The 21,330-nt window shown below is 73.3% G+C and carries 20 protein-coding genes and 2 pseudogenes; 19 read left to right on the top strand and 3 right to left on the bottom strand.

The window, feature by feature from the left end:
* The first annotated feature begins 26 nt into the window (after positions 1-26).
* The 7 genes and pseudogenes from ribD to NITAL_RS29620 form a co-directional block, all read left to right on the top strand.
* Positions 27-1,166 (top strand): bifunctional diaminohydroxyphosphoribosylaminopyrimidine deaminase/5-amino-6-(5-phosphoribosylamino)uracil reductase RibD, encoded by a 1,140-nt coding sequence (ribD, locus tag NITAL_RS16870; RefSeq protein WP_083442222.1) that lies wholly within the window; start codon positions 27-29, stop codon positions 1,164-1,166.
* Positions 1,166-1,849 carry a riboflavin synthase gene (locus tag NITAL_RS16875; protein ID WP_052667376.1) on the top strand — a complete coding sequence of 228 codons (684 nt, stop codon included), beginning with the start codon at positions 1,166-1,168 and terminating at the stop codon, positions 1,847-1,849. Before ribD ends, NITAL_RS16875 begins: the two co-directional genes overlap by 1 nt.
* A complete protein-coding gene (locus tag NITAL_RS16880; protein WP_083441681.1) occupies positions 1,846-3,276 on the top strand; it encodes a bifunctional 3,4-dihydroxy-2-butanone-4-phosphate synthase/GTP cyclohydrolase II in 1,431 nt (476 codons plus the stop codon). The genes NITAL_RS16875 and NITAL_RS16880 overlap by 4 nt, the downstream gene beginning before the upstream one ends.
* Positions 3,273-3,770 carry a 6,7-dimethyl-8-ribityllumazine synthase gene (gene ribH, locus NITAL_RS16885; RefSeq protein ID WP_052667377.1) on the top strand — a complete coding sequence of 166 codons (498 nt, stop codon included), beginning with the start codon at positions 3,273-3,275 and terminating at the stop codon, positions 3,768-3,770. Before NITAL_RS16880 ends, ribH begins: the two co-directional genes overlap by 4 nt.
* Positions 3,767-5,992 carry a HelD family protein gene (locus NITAL_RS16890; protein WP_052667378.1) on the top strand — a complete coding sequence of 742 codons (2,226 nt, stop codon included), beginning with the start codon at positions 3,767-3,769 and terminating at the stop codon, positions 5,990-5,992. The genes ribH and NITAL_RS16890 overlap by 4 nt, the downstream gene beginning before the upstream one ends.
* Before the next feature lie 189 nt (positions 5,993-6,181).
* Positions 6,182-6,541, top strand: a pseudogene (locus NITAL_RS29615) (S-layer homology domain-containing protein); the annotation flags it as partial.
* Positions 6,542-6,754: 213 nt separating this feature from the next.
* Positions 6,755-7,048 (top strand): annotated as a pseudogene (locus tag NITAL_RS29620) (transglycosylase family protein); the annotation flags it as partial.
* A 75-nt stretch (positions 7,049-7,123) separates the two neighbouring features.
* On the opposite strand, the gene hisG reads toward NITAL_RS29620, so the two are convergent.
* The gene (hisG, locus tag NITAL_RS16900; RefSeq protein ID WP_052667379.1) at positions 7,124-7,969 is read right to left on the bottom strand and encodes an ATP phosphoribosyltransferase; all 846 of its coding nucleotides are present in this window, start codon (positions 7,967-7,969) and stop codon (positions 7,124-7,126) included.
* Positions 7,970-8,048: 79 nt separating this feature from the next.
* The gene (locus NITAL_RS16905; protein ID WP_052667380.1) at positions 8,049-8,312 is read right to left on the bottom strand and encodes a phosphoribosyl-ATP diphosphatase; all 264 of its coding nucleotides are present in this window, start codon (positions 8,310-8,312) and stop codon (positions 8,049-8,051) included.
* Positions 8,313-8,479: 167 nt separating this feature from the next.
* Here NITAL_RS16905 and NITAL_RS16910 point away from each other — a divergent pair, with 167 nt between their 5' ends.
* The 11 genes from NITAL_RS16910 to arfB all read left to right on the top strand — a co-directional run bounded on the left by NITAL_RS16910 (position 8,480) and on the right by arfB (position 18,694).
* Positions 8,480-8,701, top strand: coding sequence for a hypothetical protein (locus NITAL_RS16910; RefSeq protein WP_052667381.1), 222 nt, complete (start codon positions 8,480-8,482; stop codon positions 8,699-8,701).
* A gap of 10 nt (positions 8,702-8,711) precedes the next feature.
* On the top strand, positions 8,712-9,203 hold the full coding sequence (locus NITAL_RS16915; protein ID WP_052667382.1) for a hypothetical protein: 492 nt from the start codon (positions 8,712-8,714) through the stop codon (positions 9,201-9,203).
* Between the two features lie 280 nt (positions 9,204-9,483).
* Complete coding sequence (gene infC / locus NITAL_RS16920) at positions 9,484-10,212, top strand: translation initiation factor IF-3 (protein ID WP_083441683.1); 729 nt, start codon at positions 9,484-9,486, stop codon at positions 10,210-10,212.
* Between the two features lie 104 nt (positions 10,213-10,316).
* Positions 10,317-10,511: a 50S ribosomal protein L35 gene (gene rpmI, locus NITAL_RS16925; protein WP_052669753.1), complete on the top strand. Its 195-nt coding sequence runs from the start codon at positions 10,317-10,319 to the stop codon at positions 10,509-10,511.
* Positions 10,512-10,591: 80 nt separating this feature from the next.
* A complete protein-coding gene (rplT, locus tag NITAL_RS16930) occupies positions 10,592-10,984 on the top strand; it encodes a 50S ribosomal protein L20 (protein WP_052667383.1) in 393 nt (130 codons plus the stop codon).
* Between the two features lie 70 nt (positions 10,985-11,054).
* A complete protein-coding gene (locus NITAL_RS16935) occupies positions 11,055-11,840 on the top strand; it encodes a TrmH family RNA methyltransferase (protein ID WP_052667384.1) in 786 nt (261 codons plus the stop codon).
* Positions 11,841-11,876: 36 nt separating this feature from the next.
* Positions 11,877-12,896 carry a sensor histidine kinase gene (locus NITAL_RS16940; RefSeq protein WP_052667385.1) on the top strand — a complete coding sequence of 340 codons (1,020 nt, stop codon included), beginning with the start codon at positions 11,877-11,879 and terminating at the stop codon, positions 12,894-12,896.
* A gap of 95 nt (positions 12,897-12,991) precedes the next feature.
* Positions 12,992-13,987: a phenylalanine--tRNA ligase subunit alpha gene (gene pheS / locus NITAL_RS16945; protein ID WP_052667386.1), complete on the top strand. Its 996-nt coding sequence runs from the start codon at positions 12,992-12,994 to the stop codon at positions 13,985-13,987.
* Between the two features lie 52 nt (positions 13,988-14,039).
* The gene (gene pheT / locus NITAL_RS16950) at positions 14,040-16,550 is read left to right on the top strand and encodes a phenylalanine--tRNA ligase subunit beta (protein ID WP_052667387.1); all 2,511 of its coding nucleotides are present in this window, start codon (positions 14,040-14,042) and stop codon (positions 16,548-16,550) included.
* A 94-nt stretch (positions 16,551-16,644) separates the two neighbouring features.
* Complete coding sequence (locus NITAL_RS16955; RefSeq protein ID WP_052667388.1) at positions 16,645-18,210, top strand: LVIVD repeat-containing protein; 1,566 nt, start codon at positions 16,645-16,647, stop codon at positions 18,208-18,210.
* A gap of 61 nt (positions 18,211-18,271) precedes the next feature.
* Positions 18,272-18,694 carry an alternative ribosome rescue aminoacyl-tRNA hydrolase ArfB gene (gene arfB / locus NITAL_RS16960; protein WP_052667389.1) on the top strand — a complete coding sequence of 141 codons (423 nt, stop codon included), beginning with the start codon at positions 18,272-18,274 and terminating at the stop codon, positions 18,692-18,694.
* A 15-nt stretch (positions 18,695-18,709) separates the two neighbouring features.
* Here the strand turns inward: arfB and NITAL_RS16965 are convergent, their stop codons facing one another.
* Positions 18,710-20,797 carry a hypothetical protein gene (locus tag NITAL_RS16965; RefSeq protein WP_052667390.1) on the bottom strand — a complete coding sequence of 696 codons (2,088 nt, stop codon included), beginning with the start codon at positions 20,795-20,797 and terminating at the stop codon, positions 18,710-18,712.
* Between the two features lie 123 nt (positions 20,798-20,920).
* Here NITAL_RS16965 and NITAL_RS16970 point away from each other — a divergent pair, with 123 nt between their 5' ends.
* Entirely contained in the window at positions 20,921-21,316 is a 396-nt protein-coding gene (locus tag NITAL_RS16970) for a rhodanese-like domain-containing protein (protein ID WP_052667391.1), read from the top strand.
* The last annotated feature ends 14 nt before the right edge of the window (positions 21,317-21,330 follow it).

Here is a 21,330-nt window from a genome sequence, read left to right on the forward strand (position 1 = left end):
ACGAGCTCCCAGGCCGAGGATCGAACGTGACCGCCGCCACGACGCCGACCGTGGACGCCACCGAGCGTGCCCACCTCGCGCGTGCGTTGGCGTTGGCGACGTCGGTCCGGGGCACCACCTCACCGAACCCGGCCGTCGGGTGCGTCATCGCGCGGGGCGATCGGATCGTCGGTGAGGGAGCGACCCGCCCGCCCGGCAGCGCTCACGCCGAGGTCGTCGCGCTCGGAGCGGCTGGCGAGCAGGCACGCGGTGCCACGGCCCACATCACCCTGGAGCCGTGCGCGCACCACGGCCGCACCCCACCGTGCACCGACGCGCTGCTCGCGGCTGGGGTCACCCGGGTCGTGATCGCCCACCCCGATCCGAACCCGACCGCGAGCGGCGGTGCGGACGCGCTTCGGGCCGCGGGGATCGAGGTCGTCCTCGGCCCCGAGGTGTTCCGCGCCGCGGTGGCCGACGAACTCGCGGGGTTCCTCAGCCTGGTCGGCCGCGGCCGACCGCACGTCACCTTGAAGCTCGCCCAGACGGTCGACGGGTCGCTCGTCGCACCGGGGGACGGGCCCGGTGGCGGCCGCTGGATCACCGGCCCGGCGGCGCGTCGGGCGGTCCACCGGTGGCGCGCCTCGGTCGACGCGGTCCTCGTGGGCAGCGGCACCGTCGTGTCCGACGACCCGGGCCTCGACGTGCGCGACGTGCCCCTCGGCCGTCGCCAGCAGCCTCGCCCGGTGGTGCTCGACGGACGTCTGCGCACGCCACCGACAGCGAAGGTCGTGGCTCGCGGCGCGCTGCTGCTGACCCGGGCCGACGCCGGCCGCAGCGTCCGAGCAGCCCTGACCGAGGCGGGGGCGCAGGTCATCGATGTCCCGACGGGCGTGGACGGGAAGGTCGATCCGGCGGCTGCGCTCCGGGTCCTCGCCGTGCACGGCATCGCCACCGTCCTCGCCGAACCCGGGGCGAAGCTCGCGCACACCCTGCTGGGCGCCGGGCTGGTCGACCGCCTCGTGCGCCACGTGGCCCTAGGCACGGGCGCCGGACCTCCGCGGCCGGTGCTCGACGAGGACGCCGACGGCTGGCGCACCGTGCGCGTCGGCGGTGCCGGCGCCGACCTGATCTGGGAGCGCGTCCCGGTGACGCGCCCCGCCGTCCCCACCGAGAGGCAGGCCTGATGTTCACCGGCATCGTCGAGGAGGTCGGCCGCGTCGTGGTGCTCGAACGCCAGGGTGCGGGCGAGGACGCCGCCGCGCGGCTGCACGTGGCCTGCAGCACGGTCGTCGAGGACGCCGGGGTCGGCGACTCGATCGCCGTCGACGGCTGCTGCCTGACGGTCATCACCCTGACGGGCGACGGCTTCACCGCGGACCTGATGGCCGAGACATTGCGTTCGACGGGGCTCGGTGACCTCGCGCCCGGCGACGGGGTCAACCTCGAACGGGCGATGCGGGCCGATGCCCGGTTCGGTGGGCACCTCGTCCAGGGCCACGTCGACGCGGTCGGTCGCGTCGTGGCGCGCGACGAGCACCCCGGCACGGTCTTCCTCACCGTCAGCGCCCCAGCCGAGGTGGCGCGGTACCTGGTCCCGAAGGGGTCGATCACCGTGACCGGGGTGAGCCTGACCGTCGTCGACGTCGATCCGGGTGACGACGGGAGCGCCACGTTCCGCCTCGGGTTGATCCCGCACACCCTCGAGGTCACCACCCTCGGCGACCGAGGGGTCGGTGACGCGGTCAACCTCGAGGCGGACGTGGTCGCCAAGCACGTCGAGCACCTGCTCGCCGGCGGCGCCCCGTCGCCCTACGTCAGCCTCGCCACCCCCACCACCCCGCCAGGGGAGACCGGAGCCCGCTCGTGAGCCGCTTCGCCAGCATCGAGGACGCCATCGCCGTCATCGCCGACGGCGGCATGGTGATCGTGGTCGACGACGAGGATCGCGAGAACGAGGGTGACCTCGTCATGGCGGCCGACGCTGCCACGCCCGAGGCCCTCGGGTTCATCGTCCGGCACTCGTCGGGCGTGGTCTGTGCCCCGATGTTCGGCGAGGATCTCGACCGGCTCGCCATCCCGATGATGGTGGACCGCAACGAGGACCCGAAGGGGACCGCGTACACGGTCACGGTCGACGCGGTCGAGGGGACCTCGACCGGGATCTCCGCCGCGGACCGGGCCCGGACCCTCCGTGTGCTCGCCGATCCGGGGTCGGCACCCGACGACGTGTCGCGGCCGGGCCACGTCTTCCCCCTGCGTTACCACCCGGGCGGCGTGCTGCGCCGACCCGGTCACACCGAGGCATCGGTCGACCTCGCGCTGCTCGCCGGTCGCCGGCCCGCCGCGGTCATCTGCGAGGTCGTCAACGACGACGGGTCCATGGCTCGTCTGCCCGACCTCGAGCGCTTCGCCGAGAGCCACGACCTCCTGCTGATCACCATCGAGGATCTCATCGCCTACCGCCGCGCGACCGAGAGCTCGCTCGTCGAGCGGGTGGCCGTCGCCCAGCTGCCGACGCCGTACGGCGCGTGGCGCATGATCGGGTACCGCTCGAACGCCGACGGGTCGGAACCCATCGCCCTGGTCCTCGGGGAACCGGAGGGCCAGCGCGACGTCCTCGTCCGGATGCACTCCGAGTGCCTCACCGGCGACGTGTTCCGGTCGCTGCGGTGCGACTGCGGCCCGCAGCTCGACCTCGCGATGGCCCGCATCGCGGACGAGGGACAGGGTGTCATCGTCTACCTGCGCGGCCACGAGGGGCGCGGCATCGGGCTGCTGCACAAGCTGCAGGCCTACGAGCTCCAGGACACGGGCGTCGACACCGTCGACGCCAACCTGCAGCTCGGCCTGCCGGCGGACGCCCGCGACTACGGCACGGGCGCGATGATCCTGGCCGACCTCGGGTTGTCGACCCTGCGCCTCTTGACCAACAACCCCGAGAAGCGTGCGGCGCTCGGTGGGTTCGGTCTCTCGGTGACCGAGCGACTGCCGGTCGAGGTCGTGCCCAACGCCGACAACGCGGCCTACCTGGCCACGAAGGTGGCGCGGATGGGCCACGTGATGTCCGGCGAGGGGGCTGCGGTCTCGACGGGGGTCGGCGACATCGCCAAGCAGCGCGACACCGCGCCTGCCCGCGTCGAACGTCCCGAACGCAGCGGCATCGGGATGGCGCCGCGTCCGGACGAGCCGGATGCAGCGGACGGGGCGCCGGTACGCGAGGATGCCCCGCCCGCCGGTGCCGCCGGCGCACGACCCGGTGCCCCTGGCACCACCGAACGAGAGGACCACACGTGAGCGACCACGCTCGGACGCCCGCCGCGGGTGACGTCCGCGTCCACACCGGCACCCTCGACGCCGCAGGCCTGCGGGTCGGGATCGTCGCTGCCCGCTTCAACGAGCTGGTCGTCGGTCCTCTGGTCGACGGTGCCATCGACACCCTGCTGCGTCACAAGGCGCTGCCCGCCGACATCCAGGTCGCCTGGGTCCCCGGCGCGTTCGAACTGCCGGTGGTGCTCGAGCGCATGGCTGCCTCCGGTGAGGTCGACGCGTTGGTCGCGCTCGGGTGCGTGGTGCGTGGGGCGACGCCGCACTTCGACTACGTGGCGGGAGAGTGCGCCTCGGGGGCTGCGGCCGTCTCGCGCACCCACGGCATCCCGGTCGCCTTCGGGGTGCTGACCACCGACACCTGGGAGCAGGCCGTGGAGCGTGCGGGCGGCAAGCTCGGCAACAAGGGCTCCGAGTCGGCCCTGGCCGCGGTCGAGACCGCCCGGTTGTTGCAGCACCTGTGACCGATCAACCACCACTGGCACCACCGGATCCGGTGCCCGGTGCCAAGCGCGTGGCGCTCGATGCCGAGCAGGCCCACCTCGACGCGGTGTACGAGCGGGTCGAGACCCTGCGCCGGCGGGCCGAGGAGCGGCGGGTCGCCGCCAACCGCGAACCGGGCAGCGGGACCTTCCAGGCGGTCTTCGAGCGGGACGTCACCGCCCATCACCACGCGGTCCGGGCCGCACGGTTGACCTTCGGGGACGTCGAGTCGCTGGCGTTCGGGCGGCTCGACACCGCCGACGGCGACCGCCTGCACGTCGGTCGGGTGTCGGTCATCGACGAGTCCGGTGACGTCATGCTCGTCGACTGGCGGGCACCCGCGGCCGGTGCGTTCTACCGGGCCACGGCGGCCCGCCCGCTCGGCGTCGCCCGGCGCCGGACCCTGACGACCCGCGGCCGGCAGGTCGACGACCTCGACGACGAGGTCCTGGACGCGGATGCCGCCGACCGGCTCGGCATCACGGCCGTCACCGGGCAGGGCGCGCTTTTGGCGGCGCTCTCCCGCGTCCGGACCGGCCACCTGCGCGACATCGTGGCGACGATCCAAGCCGATCAGGACCGGATCATCCGCGCGCCCGCCACCGGGACGCTGGTGGTGGCCGGCGGGCCGGGCACCGGCAAGACCGTCGTCGCGCTGCACCGCGTGGCCTACCTGCTGTACGAGGACCGGGAACGCTTCGAGGGTCGCGGGGTCCTCGTGGTCGGCCCGTCGCGCGCGTTCACCGAGCACACCGCCCGGGTGTTGCCGGCCCTCGGCGAGGACCGTGCGGTCCAGCGGCCCTTGGCGGGTCTGGCGCCGGCGGGCGCGGAGGTCGCGGGCTGGGACACGCCGGAGGTCGCGGCCATCAAGGGTGACCTGGCCCTCGTCGGGGTCTGCCGGCGGGCGGTCCGAGCGGCCGTCCCGCCGCTCCCACCAGCCACGCGGCTGACCTTCGAGGGCACCACGGCCGTGGTCGACGGCCGCCGGCTGTCCGAGGCTCGGCGACGGCTCCTGCAGCGCGTCCGCCCGACCGCGGGCGGCTGCTACCACGCGCGCTCGGTCGCCGCTGACGACGCGCTGCGCGCCGCCCTCTGGCGTGCCTGGCGGTCGGCGCACCGGGCGGCCGGCGGTCGCCCCCCCGAGGAGCGCCGCGGCACCGGGTTCGACGACGCGCTCGACGACGCGCCCCACGTGACGATGCTGCGCCGCTGCTGGTGGCCGGTCCTCGACCCGCTCGAGGTCGCGGGGCGACTCGCGGCCGGCGACATCGACCTCGCGCAGGTCGCTGCGGGCGACCTGGACGGACCCCGGGTCGCCACGCTGCGTGACGCGTGGGCCGGGGCGCAGCGGTGGACGGTCGACGACGTGGGCCTCCTCGACGAGATCGCGGCCCTGCTCGGCCCCCCGCCGACCACGGCCGCCGAACCGCGGACCGACCGTGACGACCCCGGTATCCGCCTGACCAGCGACCGGCTGCGGGTCGATCTGGAGGTCACCGATGTGGCCGCGGCCGGTTACCGCGACTTCGCCCACGTGGTGGTCGACGAGGCGCAGGACCTGAGCCCCCTGCAGTGGCGGGCGGTGGCGCGCCGCGGGCCGTACGCCTCCTGGACGGTCGTGGGTGACCTGGCGCAGCGCAGCCGGGTGGCCGAACCGGCCACCTGGGCGGCGGTCGCCGAGCTGATCGGGCGACGCGAGGTCAACGTCACGCGCCTGTCGGTCAACTACCGCACCCCGTCCGAGATCGTCGATGTGGCGCGGGCCGTGCTGGTGGCCGCCGGCCACGACCCGGCGGCGGTCCCGACCTCGGTGCGCTCAGCGGGGGAGCGGCCGCGCCTCCTGCGGTCCGACGACCTACCGGAGCGGGCCGCCGAGACCGCTGCCGACCTGCTGGCCCGACGCGAGGGCACGGTCGCGATCATCGGCCCCGACGGACGGCTCGCCGACCTCGAGACGGCGACACATGCCCGGCTGGGGGACCACGCAGAACGCACGAACCGGCTCCGAGTGCACGACCCGCGCACGGTCAAGGGCCTCGAGTTCGACGACGTCATCGTCGTCGCGCCGGACGAGATCGCGGCCGCCTCGAGCGTCGGTCTGCACCAGCTGTACGTGGCTGTGACGCGTGCTACGCGCTCTCTGACGGTGATCGCGGCCGTCGGCGTGGAGGTTCCGGGGGTGGACGAGCTCGCCGCCGAGTGACGCAGATGGGCTACGGACACCTGTGCTGACGGACAGTGTCCGGCGATTTGCCCTTCCGGCCGGGTTCGGTCACCGTTCTCGCCGCCGCCCCGTGAGTCCGCCGGGTGTCGCGCTCCCGGCCCGCTGTCGAAGCGGGCGTCCCTCACCCCAGGAGACCACTCCGTGCTGCTCCGCCACGCCCGCAGGTCGGTGACGATCCTGCTCGCGGCCCTGCTCGCACTCCTGACGCTCCCGGCACTGACCACCACCGCCGACGCCGCCACCTTCCGTGACACCGCCGGCAGCGTCTACCAGGAAGCCGTCGACGCGCTCGCAGCCGAAGGCATCATCAAGGGCTGCACCGAGGACGACTTCTGCCCCAACCGGCCCATCCTCCGGGGCCAGATGGCGACGATGATCGCACGTGCGCTCGACCTCGAGGCCACGCGGAGCGCCGGCTTCCGGGACGTCTCCGGCGTCCACGAGTCCAGCATCGACGCCCTCGCCGAGGCCGGCATCACCAAGGGCTGCGCCACCGGCCGGTTCTGCCCGACCTCCTCGACCACCCGCGCCGAGATGGCCTCCTTCATCGATCGGGCGTTCTCGACCACCTCCACGTCCGACACGTGGTTCGTCGACACCTCGGGCACCCACGCGGGCGCCATCGACCGGCTCGCGGCCAGCGGTATCACGGCGGGGTGCGCGACGGCGGACACCCACTTCTGCCCGGGCCAGTCGGTCCTGCGCGGCCAGGTCGCCCTGTTCCTCGCCAGGACCCTCGAACTGGTCCCACGTGTCGAGCCCGTCCGGCTCGCCGATCGCGAGGCCGCGGCCCGGACCTCGTCGCGCACCGTCTGGGACGACCTCGCCCGCTGCGAGTCGGGTGAGAACTGGTCGATCAACACCGGCAACGGCTACTACGGCGGTCTCCAGTTCACCCTCTCGTCCTGGCGTGGTGTGGGTGGCAGTGGCTACCCGCACCACCACAGCCGCGCGGAGCAGATCAAGCGCGGCGAGCGGCTCCAGGCCCAGCAGGGCTGGGGCGCCTGGCCCCACTGCTCGAGGAAGCTCGGGCTGCGCTGACCCGACCGTGCACGACGAGGGAGGGGGTCCGCCGATCGGTGGACCCCCTCCCGCGTGGCATCGGCCCGGCTACAGGCGGCAGGCCAGGATGTCGGTGACCAGGATCCCCCGGGCGCCGAGGACCCACAGCTCGTCCATGACCCGGTTGGTGTCGCGCCGCTCGACCATGGCGCGGACCGCGACCCACCCCTTGTCGTGCAGGGGGCTGACGGTCGGGGACTCGATCCCCGGGGTCAGCGGCAGGGCGGCGTCGATGTGCTCGACGCGGACGTCGTAGTCGATCATCACGTAGCGCCGGGCGATGATGACCCCGTTGACACGCCGCACGAGCTGGTCGACCTGCTCGTCGTCGGGCGCGCCCACCCGGCGGATCAGGACCGCTTCGCTGCGCAGGATCGGCTCGCCGATGATCTCGAGGCCGGCCTGGCGCAGGGTGGTGCCGGTCGACACCACATCGGCGATGATGTCGGCCACACCGAGCCGGACGGCGGTCTCGACCGCGCCGTCGAGGCGGACCACCTCGGTCTCGATACCCCGGGTGGCGAGGTCGCGGCGTACGAGGCCGGGGTAGGAGGTCGCGATCCGCTTGCCCGCGAAGTCCTCCACGGCTGCGACCGACCCCGCCACGGCCGCGTAACGGAACGTGGAGCCGCCGAAGCCGAGCGCGAGCACCTCCTCGGCGTCGCTCTCGGAGTCGAGCAGCAGGTCGCGACCGGTGAGTCCGAGGTCGATCCGTCCCGAACCGACGTACGTGGCGATGTCGCGCGGGCGCAGGAAGAAGAACTCGACGTCGTTGTCGGGGTCGACCAGCACGAGCTCACGGCTGTCGCGACGCTGGCGGTAGCCCGCCTCGGACAGCAGCTCGGCGGCGGCCTCGGACAGGGTGCCCTTGTTGGGGACGGCGACGCGGAGCATCGGGAACCTCGGCGGGGGAGGAGGGTGGGAGAGGTGGGGAGGAGGCGGGTGCGGACAGCCTGCCGCCGGGACCGCTCGCTCAGAGGTGAGCGTAGACGTCGTCGAGGTCGAGCCCCGTGGCGATGAGCAGCACCTGGAGGTGGTAGAGCAGTTGGCTGACCTCCTCGGCGGTGCGCTCGGGCCCCTCGTGCTCGGCGGCCATCCAGACCTCGGCGGCCTCCTCCACGATCTTCTTGCCGATCGCGTGGACGCCGGCGTCGAGGGCCGCGACGGTGCCCGATCCGGCCGGGCGGGTCCGCGCCTTGTCCTGGAGCTCGGTGAACAGGTCGTCGAATCGCTTCACCCGGCACGCTCCCGAGGGTCGGTCCTCACGGCGGTCGCCGTGGCTCGGGGAGCGTAGGCGAGCGCGGGCTGTTCCCCGCTCGGCCGGGGCCGCCCGTGACGCTAGGCTCGCACCCTCCCGAGCGGCCCCGTCCTGGCTGGGCCGCGCCCGCCACCCGGAGATCTCCCGTGCGTCGAGCTCTGTCCGTCCTGACCTTCTCGGTCGTCTCCTTGCTGCTCCTGGCGCTGCCGGCGGCCGCAGCCGACGAGGCCGAGGCGACCTCGTCCGGTCTCATCGGTTCCTACGAGGGGTTGGCGCTCTCGGCCGTCGTCGGCATCGTGGTCGGCATCGTGGTGTTCTACGCCTCGCAGGGCGGCCCGGCCGACGAGCCCGACGACCACCACCACTGAGGAGGACCTCGTGTCCGACGCGTCCGGTCCCTTGGGCCCGTCCGGTGGTCAGCCCGGCGGCCCGTCCGGTGACCAGCCCTCCGAGGAGGAGGTCCGTGCCTACCTCGGTCAGCTGCGCGCGGCGCCTGCCGGGCAGGTCGTCGCCGAGGTCGTCTCAGCGCTGCTGAACGCCGCCCAGGTCAAGCTCGGACGACGTGACGGCCGGTTGCTGCTCGACCTGTCGGTCGGCGTGGTCGACGGCGCTCGGCCCCACCTGCCGGCCGAGCTGCTCGAGCAGGTCGATCAGGTGCTCGCTCAGCTCCAGCTGGCCCAGGTCGAGGCCGAGCGCGAGGTCGCGGCGGCGGCCGCTCAGGGCCACCAGGAGCCTGGCGACCTCGGTGGCGACAGCGGCGACACCCCGCCTGGTGCTGCGCCGGGCGCAGACGCGACCTCGCCACCTCCCGCGTCGCCGCCGCAGGACCCGCCTGGCGCTGGCTCGCGGCTGTGGGTGCCCGGGCGCTGACGCGCCGCCTGGTCGCGTGGTAGCCTCCTCGCACGGTGCCGTCCTCGGACGGCACCCAACTGCATACCAAGCGGTGCCGAGCTGCACCCCCGACGCCCCGAAGCGCGACGCTCCGAAGCGGCGGGTCCTCCAGCTCCGTGCACCCACCCGGTAGGTCACGCCTCCTCGGGTCCTCGTTCCACCGGCAGCACCGGTCCGCCCATGGCGGTGACCGGCCGGTGCGATGGGCGACACGTGACGGCGACCTCCGGGTCGCCGTTCTGCGTTGCCGTCACCCGACGTGCCTCGTCAGCCCGGTCAGCACCGCCCGACCCGCACCACACCTCGCCGAGGAGGCACCAGCATCAACGACCAGCAGCAGCGTCTGAACGCCGACATCAAGGTTCCGCGCGTGCGTCTCGTCGACGCCGACGGGACGCAGGTGGGCATCGTCCCGCTCGCGCAGGCCCTGCGCCGTGCACGTGAGCAGGAGCTCGACCTGGTGGAGGTGGCCGCTCAGGCCGACCCACCGGTCTGCCGGATCATGGACTACGGCAAGCAGAAGTACCAGCAGACGCAGAAGGACAAGGAGGCGCGCAAGCGCCAGAACCAGGTCGTGGTCAAAGAGATCAAGATGCGCCCCAAGATCTCGTCCAACGACTACGGCACCAAGTCCGGCCACGTGCGGCGCTTCCTGGAAGCTGGCTCCAAGGTGCGCGCGTCGATCATGTTCCGCGGTCGCGAGATGACCCACACCGAACTGGGGCTGCGTCTGCTCGACCGCCTCGCCGAGGACATGGCCGAGCTCGCGTCCGTCGAGATGGCACCGAAGGTCGATGGCCGCAACATGGTGATGGTCCTCGCCCCACACAAGAACAAGGCTGCGCTGAAGGCCGAGAGCGAAGCCGCCGAGGCCGCGGCGGGGGATGCCGCCCCAGCTGCCGCGCCCGACGACACTCCCGACCAGACCCCCGCCCCCGAGGCAGCTCCCGCCACGGCCGGCGAGGCACCGACCGAGACCACCGACTGACCGCGAGGTGCGCGGACCACCGGCGCAGGTGCGTCGCGGTGGCGGCGCGCCTGCGTTCCACCCAGCGTTCGCTGGACACGTTCCGACCACGACGAGGCCGTCCGATGCCCAAGCAGAAGACCCACAGCGGCGCCAAGAAGCGTTTCCGCGTCACCCGTAACGGCAAGGTGATGGTGCGCCGCAAGAACCGCAAGCACCTCCTCGAGAAGAAGTCCGCCTCGCGCAAGCGTCGCCTCCAGGGCGAGGCCGAGCTGGCACCGGGCGACGCCGCCAAGGTCAAGCGTCTGCTGAACCAGTGACGTCGGGCCGGGCCAACCCCGGCTGACGTTCGCACGAGACCTCCCGCTGCGGCCCGTCCGCACGATCAAGGAGCACCACGATGGCGCGCGTGAAGCGTGGCGTCCACGCCAAGAAGAGCCACAAGGCCGTCCTCGACCGGGCCAAGGGTTTCCGGGGGGCGCGTAGCCGCCGGTTCAAGGTGGCCAAGGAGGCCGTCTACCACGCCGAGCGGTACGCCTACCGCGACCGCCGTTCCCGCAAGGGGGACTTCCGCAAGCTGTGGATCACCCGCATCAACGCCCAGGCACGCGTCGAGGGGCTGTCCTACAGCCGCCTCATGCACGGCCTGAAGCTCGCGCAGGTGGACGTGGACCGCAAGGTGCTCGCCGACCTCGCCGTACGGGACCAGGCGGCGTTCGGCGCGCTGGTGGCGACCGCGAAGTCGGCGATCGAGGCGAACGCCTCCTCGGCCGGCGCGGGCGACGCTGCCTGACCGACGAAGGCGACCGAGCGCCGACCTCCCGGGTCGGCGCTCGCGCTCGTCCGGCCCCGAGAGGCTGGAAGTGCCCGACACCCCCGTCCTCACCTCCACGCGCAACCCTCGGGTCCGGGCGGCGGCTTCGTTGTCGCGGCGGCGTGAACGGGTCGCGCGGGGACAGCACCTGGCCGAGGGGCCCCGTGCGGTCGCCGAGGCGCTCGCCGCCGGGCAGGTCGTCGAGGTCCTCCTGACGCCCGATCGACGGGGCGAGCTCGAGATCCCTGCTGGCGTCGAGGTCACGGTGGTGGCCGATCACGTGCTGGCCGCGGTGGCCGACGCTGCCTCGCCGCAGGGGATCGTCGCCGTCGTGGCGACCCCGCTGGCTGCGCTCGGCGACGCCATGACCGGCGACCTGGTCCTGGTGCTGGACCGCGTCGCCGATCCGGGCAACGTCGGCACCATCGTGCGTACGGCCGACGCGGCCGGCGCGTCGGGCGTGGTGGTCACCGTCGGGAGCGCGGACCCGTTCGGTCCGAAGGCCGCCCGCGCGGCGGTGGGGTCCACCTACCACCTGCCGATCGCGACCGACGTGCGGCTCGAGGACGTGCGGGCGCTCGCAGCCGCCACGGGCCGGCGGCTGCTCGGCCTCGATGCGGGGGCGCCGAACTCGGTCTTCGACCTCGATCCTGCCGGCGGCCCGGTGGCGCTCGTCCTCGGCAGCGAAGCTCACGGGCTGGCCGAGGCCGAGGTGCTCGACGGCACGCTGGCCATCCCGATCGCCGGGAAGGCCGAATCCCTCAACGTGGGGGCGGCCGCCGCCGTCGCCGCGTTCGCCGTGGCGAGAACGCTCCGTGACGGCGCCACGCGGTAGGGTCACGGGTGGTTCCCCCGGGGAGGTCAGCTGAGCGTGGCGGACGAGCGGTCGGTCTTCGATGCGCTCCCCGAGGCGGTCGTCGTCATCGGGGCGGGCGGTCGCGTCGACCTGGTCAACGATCGGGCCGAGACCCTGCTCGGGTTGTCGCCGGACGTCGTGGGTCGGCCCCTCGAGGAGGTCCTCGAGCTGCGCGACGACGCCGGCACGCGGTGTCTCCCACCGGTCACGGCGCCGACCGTGGGTGACCGGCTCGCTGAGCGGGTCCTGCACCTCGGGGCCGGCGACCGTGCCCGCGCGGTCGCGATCGCGGGGCGCTGGCGCGACGGCCAGCTGGTGCTGACCGCCCGGAACGCCGGACGGCGCGAGCAGCTCGACGCGGTCCACGGTGACGTGGTGGCCACCGTCAGCCACGAGATCCGCTCGCCCCTGACGAGCGTGAAGGGCTTCACCCGCACGCTCCTGGCCAAGTGGGAGCGGTTCTCGGACGACCAGAAGCGCGCGATGCTCGAGACGATCGACGCCGACGCCGACCGCGTCACACGCCTGCTCAAGGAGCTGCTCGACGTCTCGCGGATCGATGCCGGTCGCGTCCAGCTGTACCGCACCCGCGTGGACGCGGTCGCGCTGACCGCCTCCCTGGTCGACAAGGCCCGCCACCACGACGCGGCGGGTGAACGCGACCTCACGGTGCAGGTCGACGGCGACCTGCCGCCGGTGCTCGCGGACGCCGACAAGCTCGAGCAGGTGCTGACCAACCTCATCGAGAACGCGCTCGGCTACTCCGACGGCGCGGTCGACGTGCGCCTGGCCGTCGTCGACGACGTCCTGCGCATCACGGTCTCCGACGAGGGGCCGGGCATCCCCGACGACCAGCACCGGCTGGTGTTCCAGAAGTTCGGGCGAGGGCGCGGCGTGCGGCGAGCCGGCACGGGGCTCGGCCTGTACATCACCCGCGGGCTCGTCGAAGCGCACGGTGGCCGCGTCTGGTTCGAGCCGGGCGCCGCCGTGGGCGCGCACGTCCACGTCGAGGTCCCGATCGAGCCGATCGGTTGACCTCCGCCCGCTCCTCGCCCTGAGGTGCCCCCACACGCGTCTACCCTGCGCCGGGCGTGCGTCCGCACGCTGCCGAGCGAACAGCGAGCTGCGTCGTGACCGAACTGCCCGAGCTGCAGGCCGCCGCCGTCGCGGCGGCCGGGGCCGCTGCCGACCTCGAGGAGCTCGACGAGGTCCGCGTCCGCTTCACCGGGAAGCGCTCGCCGCTGGCCGAGCTGCAGCAGGGGATGCGCGACCTCAGCCCGGACGAGCGCAAGGCACGCGGCCAGCAGCTCAACGCCTTCAAGGCCGCGTTCGCGGCCGCCTACGACGCGCGTCACGCTGAGCTCGCCTCCGCCGCGCTGCGTGCCCGCCTCGAGACCGAGCGGCTCGACCTGACCCTGCCCCCGCGGCGCGTCCCCGTCGGCCGCCCCCACCTGCTGACCCAGGTCGAGCAGGAGATGCTCGACGTGTTCGTGGGGCTCGGGTTCGCGGTCGCCGAGGGCCCCGAGGTCGAATCGGGCACCTACAACTTCGACCTGTTGAACATCGAGCCCGACCATCCCGCACGCCAGGAGATGGACACCATCTACGTCTCCCGCGAGGACGACGTGGTCCTGCGCACCCACACCTCCCCGGTCCAGGCACGGGTGATGACCACCCAGGAACCGCCGATCGCGGTGGTCTGCCCCGGCCGGGTGTTCCGCGCCGACTCGGTCGACGCGACGCACTCGCCGGTGTTCACCCAGATCGAGGGCCTCGTGGTGGCCGAGGGGATCACGATGGCGCACCTGCGTGGGACGCTGCTGACCTTCGCGCGTCGCCTGTTCGGCGAGGACCGGCAGATCAGGATGCGGCCGTCGTTCTTCCCCTTCACCGAACCGTCCGCCGAGATCGACGTCACCTACGAGAAGCACCCGTCCGGCTGGCTGGAGATCCTCGGCTCGGGGATGGTCGATCCCAACGTGCTCACCGCCTGCGGCATCGATCCGCTGCGCTACTCGGGGTTCGCCTTCGGGATCGGTGTGGAACGGGTCGCGATGCTGCGCCACGGGGTCACCGACATCCGCGACCTGTTCGACAGCGACGTGCGCTTCCTCACCACGTTCTGACACGGCCCGTGCCGTTGCCTCACCTCCGATCCACCTCCCTCCGGAGTCCGCTGTGAAGCTCCCGCTGTCCTGGCTCGCCGCCCACGTCGACCTGGCGTCCACCTCCGTCGCACGTGACGATGGCTCGCTCGACGTGGACGCGCTCGTGGACGTGATGAGCCTGAACGGGCTCGAGGTCGAGGAGGTCACCACCCCCGGCGCCGGCACCAGCGGGGTCCGCACGGCGCGGGTGCTCGACTGGGCGCCGCACCCGGACGCCGACAAGCTGCGCGTCGCTCACGTGACGGGCGAGGGCGGCGACGGCTCGATCGAGCTGGTCTGCGGTGCGGCCAACTTCGACGTCGGCGACGTCGTGGCGCACGCGTTCCCGGGATCGTCGGTACCCGGGATGGAGATGGCGCAGCGCGAGATCCGCGGGGTGGTGTCCAACGGGATGCTGGCCTCGGCCCGCGAGCTGCAGCTCGGCGACGATCACGACGGCATCCTGGTGCTGCCGGCGGGCACCCCGCTCGGCGTGGCCGTCACCGACCTGCTCCCCCTCGGCGAGCCCGTCATCGAGGTCGCCGTCCAAGCCGACCGCGGTGACCACCACAGCGTCCTCGGGGTGGCCCGCGACCTCGCCGCCATCCTCGACACCACCTGGTCGGCGCCGGAGGTCCCGGACGCGCTGCCGTCCGCCGGTGTCCCGGTCGAGCTCGCCACCGACGGGTGCGCGTCGTTCGTCGCCTGGACGCTCGAGGACGTCCGCGTCCAGGCCTCTCCGCTGTGGCTCCAGCAGCGCCTCGCCCAGTGCGGCATCCGGTCGATCGACGTCGTGGTGGACGTCACCAACTACGTGATGCTCGAGCTCGGCCAACCGCTGCACGCCTTCGACCTCGATCGGCTGAAGGGGCCGGCGCTGACCGTCCGGCGCTCGACGGGGGGCGACCAGCTGACCACGCTCGACGACCGCGCCCGCGTCCTCGAAGCGGGCGACATGGTCATCGACGACGCGCAGGGCCCCGTCAGCCTCGCCGGGGTGATGGGCGGACGCGACACCGAGGTCAGTGCGACCACGACCCGGGTGCTGCTCGAGGCGGCCGTGTGGGAGCCCGCCTCGATCCGCGCCACCTCCAGGCGCCTGAACCTGGTCAGCGAGGCGTCGCAGCGCTACGAGCGACGCGTCGACCCGGACGGCGCCGGTCGCGGCGCGGCGCGGGCGGTCCAGCTGCTGGTCGAGCTCGCTGGCGCCCGCCCCGTCGCCACGACGGTGGTGCGCACCGACCCGGCACCGACGTGGACGCAGCTGCCTCCGGTCGAGATCGACACCGAGCGGGTCCGGCGGCTGCTCGCGGTCGAGGAGCTCGACACGGCCAGGCAGGCGGCGTTGCTCGCACGTGCGGGCGCCGCCGTCGACGACCTCGGGGACGGCCGGCTGCGCGTGAGCCCGCCGTCGTGGCGTGGTGACCTGACCCGCGAGGCCGACCTCGCCGAGGAGGTCGCGCGCCTCCACGGCTACGAGGCGATCCCGGCGCAGTTGCCGGCCCTGGCCACCACCGGTGGGCTGACCGCCGGCCAGCGGGCCGAGCGCGAGGTCCGTGACCTGGCCCGTGCTGCCGGCTTCCACGAGGCCGTCACCCGTCCCTTCGTGGGTGACGACGCGCTCGAAGGGTTGGTCCCGACGACGAGCCGGGTCGAACTCGCCAACCCGCTCGCCAAGGACGCGGCGGCGATGCGTCCGACCCTGCTCGAAGGGCTGCTCCAGGCGGTACGCCGCAACGCGGGGCAGGGCCGTGCGGGCACGGCCCTGTTCGAGCTCGGTCGTGTCTTCCGTCCCGTCGACGATCGGCTCGCAGCGGCCCTGGACGGCGCGCGGACCGAGGTCGGCGGGCAGGACTGGCGGTGGCGCGACCCGCGCGGGGCCGAACTGCCGATCCAGCCTCGGGCGCTCGGCGTGGTCGCACAGGGTCTGCGGGCGGGGGAGGACTGGCTCGACGTGGACGCGCGGTGGTCGGTCCACGACGTGCTCGCGGTCCTCGACGAGGTCGCGCTGCGCCTCGCCCCCACCGCGGAGGCACGTCGCCTCGAGCGGGTCCCCGTCGAACGGGAGGGCTTCCACCCGGGGCGCACCGTCGCCCTGCTCCTCGGCGGACACGAGGTGGGCCTCGTCGGCCAGCTGCACCCCGACGAGGCGGACCGACGTGACCTGCCCGAGCCGGTCGCCGCGGGCGAGCTGCTGCTGGAACCGTTCCTGCGTGCGGTGGATGCCGGCGCAGCGCCGGTGACGGCCCGACCGCTGGTCAAGCACCCGGCGCTGACGATCGACGTCGCGCTCGTGGCCGACGATCCGGTCCCGTACGCGCGCCTGGAGGCGGCGATCCGCCGCGGTGCCGGGGAGCTGCTCGACGGCCTGTGGTGGTTCGACGAGTACCGCGGTGAGCAGGTCGGTGCGGGACGCCGATCGGTCGCCGTCCGCCTGCGCCTCCAGGCCCCCGACCGTCAGCTGACCGAGGACGACGAGAAGCAGGTCATCGAGGCGGTCGCGGCCGCGGCCGAGGAGGCAGGCGCGACCCTGCGCCGGTGAGCGTCGACCGCGCAGCAGGGAGGGACATACCGCTGCGCCGCGGAAGACCCCGGTGACAGCCGCGGCGTCGGTCCCGCGGCCCTGGAGGTCCCTCGTGCGTCCATCCCGGTCCCTGCGCCGCTCGCGTCTGCTGGTGTTGGCTGCGGCCGCCTCACTGACCGCCGGGTTCCTCCCGGTGGGCAGCATCGGCCTCGCGGCGCCCTCGCTCACGCTGGCTGACACGCCGCACAACATCGAGCACGTCGCCAACATCCAGTACGAGGACCGCTACGGCACCCGCCCGAACCAGGGCAGCGACCTCGAGTTCGCGACCATCCCCGTCGTCACCGAGGTCCAGGCCCCTCGCGGCAACGGCAAAGGCAAGGCGCCGCCACGCGTGGTGACCACCACCGAGGACCGGACCTTCTCGTTCGCGGGCTCGTACACCAACGGCCTGCACATCATCGACGTGACGATCCCCGACGAGCCCGAGCTGGTGGCCGTCTACGACTGCGCCATCGCGCAGGGCGACGTCCAGGTCTTCGAGCGTGACGGCCGCTGGCTGGTCGCCTACACCCGTGACAGCGGGTACGCCGGCGCCACGCGCACCGAGTCGACCTGCTTCCACGAGGCCGAGGCCCTCGGGTTCGGGCCCGCCGCCGAGCTCGGGCCCGGGACCTTCATCGCGGACGTCACCGACCCGACGGCGCCGAGGACGGTCTCCTTCGTCAGCTTCCCGAAGGGCTCGCACAACCAGACCGTCCACCCGAGCGGCGACTACCTCTACAACTCCAACTCCGAGCTGATCACCTCGGTGGTCGGTGAGGTCGGCATCGAGGTCTTCGACATCCGCGACCTGTCAGCCCCCGAGCAGGTCGCGTTCCTGCCGCTGCCGATCCGCCCGGGCCTCGGCACCGAGTCGCACGACATCACCTTCAACCGCGACGGCACCCGTGCCTACTCCGCCGCGCTGTCGCAGACCGTGATCATCGACACCACCGACCCGGCCGCGCCCGAGCTGATCAGCTCGATCGTCGACCCGATGATCAACGTCGAGCACCAGTCGGACCCGGTCACGATCGTCGACCCGATCCTCGGCGAACGCGACTTCCTCATCATCGAGGACGAGTTCGTCGGTGCGCTCGGGACCGGTCAGTGCCCCAACGGTGGCGTGCACGTCTACGACATCACCGGCGACCTCGAGCAGGACCCGGTCAAGGTCGGGTACTGGAACGTCGCGCTGTTCGGGCCGACCACCAACGTGACCGACAGCTGCACCGCCCACGTGTTCGAGATCCACGAGGACGAGCAGCTGATGACCATCGCCTTCTACAACGGCGGGGTCCGGGTCGTGGACCTGTCGGGTCTGGTCGGCGTCGCCCTCGGCGACGTCGGTGTGGGGATGCGCGAGGTGGCCAGCTTCCGGTTCGAGGACGCCAACACCTGGGCGGTCAAGGCCCCGTCGGTCGACCGCGACGGCGTGTTCCACATCTACGGCAACGACCAGCGTCGCGGGTTCGACGCCTACGAGGTGGACCTGTCCGGGGGTGCCGAGAACGCGACCACCGACGGCCGGGACGGGTGGCTGACACCGGAGGAGCTCGAGCTCCGGGTGGCCTCGCTGCCAGCGGTCGACGTGACGCAGGCGGACCTCTTCCGGTGCATGCTGCCGAGCGTCTGACCCACCCGGACGGCGGTGACGGCACCACCCGGGGAGGGGGTGGTGCCGTTACCGTTCGCCCGTGGCCAGCATCCCGATCTCCCGAGGCGTCTCGATCCCCGAGGCGGAGCTCGACCTGCGCGCGTCGCGGTCCTCGGGTCCCGGCGGGCAGGGGGTCAACACCACCGACTCGAAGGTCGAGCTGCGCTGGAACGTGCGGGAGTCGACGGCGCTGAGCGAGGTGCAGCGCGCCCGGGTGCTCGATCGGCTCGGGTCGCGGATCACCGGTGACGGTGTGCTGATCCTGCAGTCGTCCGAGCAGCGCAGCCAGCAGCAGAACCGTGCCGCCGCCGTCGCACGGCTGCAGGCACTGCTCGCCGAGGCCATCCAGCCGCCGAAGGTGCGGCGGCCGACCCGCCGGACGAGGGGGTCCAAGGAACGGCGGCTCCAGGCCAAGAAGCAGCGCAGCGAGACCAAGAAGCTCCGCAAGCCCCCCGACGCCTGACCTGCTCGCGCGCCGTCACAGGATCCAGTGGATCGTGGCCCGTGGCTCGGGGTCGTAGGCGCAGTAGGTGCCGGTCCTGACGGTGTGGGCCAGGTGGTCGGCCAACGACGGGTGGTGCTGCGCGATGCGGTCGAGGCCGTAGCGCACGGCGCGCGTGACGCTGGTGCGGGCTCGCTCGGCGTGTGACCCCTCGGTGCGATCGCGGCCGCCGAGGCCGACGGCGCGGGACAGCTCGGCCAGCAGGAAGTCGCGGTCCGCAGCGGCGAGCGCCGCCCGTGCGGTGTCGCCGTTCGTCTCGGCCTCGGCCAGGTCGTCATCGATCTCCTCGAGCCGTCGCCGGTAGGCGGCCTTGGCCTGCTCGTCGAGCAACGGCCCGGTGCCGTCGGTGACGGGGGCGAGCTCGCCGGGGTCGAACACCGTGCTGGGGGGCGCGTCGCCACGTTCGGCGGCCACGAGGTCCAGGACATGGAACTCGCGACCCGGCTCGGCGAGCAGCCGCGCCAGGTAGCGCAGGCCCTTGAGGTCACGCACCAGCACGGCACGCCCCGCGAACTCGACCAGCCGGGTGTCCCCGTCGCACCGGAACACGGCCCGATCAGCAGCCACCGGCCAGGCGGTCCCGCCGCTCGGTGGGGTGGCGTCGGTCCCGCACGCGTCAGCAGCAGCGGACGCGTGCCCGGCGGCCCCGATCCGTTCGAAGGTGGCGTGAGCGGCCCGCAGCTCGAGCAGCGCCCGATCCTCGTTGCCGAGGGCCCGTTCGGCGCCCGCGAGCACGAGGCGGGCCACGCTGGTCTCGTAGGGGGCGCCGATCTCGCTCCACACCGCGACCGCGGTCCCGCACGCGATGCTGGCCTCCCGCGCTGCTCCACGGGCGAGGGCCACCCGACCCTCCGCGAGGCGAGCGCTGGCGTGCAGCGCCCGGCTGTGGAAGCGATCGGCGATCTCCATCAGTTCGACGGCCGCCCGGGCGGCGCCCTCCACGTCGTCCACGGCGACCGCGATCTCGACCGCGGCGTCGAGCAGCGGCGCCCTCCGGAGCTGGCCGGTCGGTGGTCGCTCCTTGGACGGCACCGAGACGGGCCGCTCCAGGGCGTCGACGATCAGGGCCTGCGCGGCCGCCGGGTCCCCCTGTGCCAACCGGAGCAGCGAGAGGCCCGGCTCGGGGTCCCAACCGCTGCGGTGGGCGGCCAGGAACGCTTCCTCGGCGCCCTCCAGGTCGCCGCGGCGCAGCCGGATGGTGCCGAGTTCGGTCAGCGGCCATCCGAACTCGCGCCGCATCCACGGCCGGAGCTGCTCGCAGGCGTGCAGCGCCTCCTGCTCGGCCTCGACGCACGAGCCGCGGAGGCGGAGGATCTCGGCGCGGTGGACCCGACAGCGGCCGCCGAGTCCACCGAACGCGTTGCCGCGCCGCCAACGCTCCATCGCGTCGGTCCAGGCCTCCGCACGGTCGTACTGGGCGAGGCCCTGCATGGCACAGATGAGCTCGCAGAACACCATGCCGGCCGGCAGCGGATCGAGCTGGCCGGAGGTCGCCACGACCGCGACCTCGTCGAGCAACTCCAGGCCACGTTCGACGTCCCCGTCGAGGATCAGCAGCCGCGCCGTTGCGATCCGTGCGACGGCCACCGCGGCCAGTACGCCCTGCCGCGTGCCGATGTCGATGGCCAGCCGGGCCTGTTCGCCGGCGGCGTCGAGGTCGCCGGACAGGAACCGCTCGTAGGTCCGCACCATCGCGATCCCGGCGTGGACGGGGGTCTCGCCGAGGCCATCGAGCAGCTGCTCGGCCCGTCGGGTCCACGCCCGGACGGGCGTCATCAGGCCCGTGTCCATCATCAGGTACGTGGCGACGTCGTTGGCCGCGGCGGCCGCGCCGAGCAGGTCCCCGGCGGCGAGGTGGGCCGTGTGCGCGTCCTCGAACGCGGTGATGGCCGCTTCGAAGCGACCGGCGCCGTAGGCCGCGTTCGCCTGGAGACCCAGCTCGTCCGCGCTCAGCTGGCGTTGGGAGCTCACCTCGGTCAGCAGCGCATCGGCCTCGGACCAGCTCCCCGCGGCGATCGCGGTCCGCGCGCGCTCGCAGGGGTCGACCTCCACGGTGTCGCTCATCGCTGGTCCTGACCGGGTGACGGTCGCAGCTCACTCCCCGGACCTGACGCTAGCCACCCGACCTCACCGACGTCACACGTTCTCTCACGCCTCCAGGGTGGGAGCCGACACCGGGAGACGACGATGACCACGACCGCAGCAGCGATGGTGGCCGGGGCCGACGCGCGGGTGCGCAGCCTCACCCCCTACCAGGTCGAGGCGCACCTGCTCGCGCAGGACTGCGTCCTGGTCGACCTGCGGGAACCCGACGAGCTCGACGACGAGGGCCTGATCGCCGGGGCGTTCCACGTCCCGCGGGGCCAGCTGGAGTTCCGGGCGGACCCGGCGAGCCCGGAGCACCGTCCGCCGTTGCACCCCGACCAGCGCACGATCCTGTACTGCACCGAGGGGCACCGCTCGGCGCTGGGGACCGACACGCTCCACCGTCTCGGGTACCGCGACGTCGCCCACCTCGCCGGTGGGCTCGAGGCGTGGAAGCGGGCCGGTCGACCGGTGGCCGGGCTGGACTACCGGACGTGAGGACCCCGGAGCGC

The sequence above is a fragment of the Nitriliruptor alkaliphilus DSM 45188 genome, from assembly GCF_000969705.1.
GTDB lineage: Bacteria > Actinomycetota > Nitriliruptoria > Nitriliruptorales > Nitriliruptoraceae > Nitriliruptor > Nitriliruptor alkaliphilus.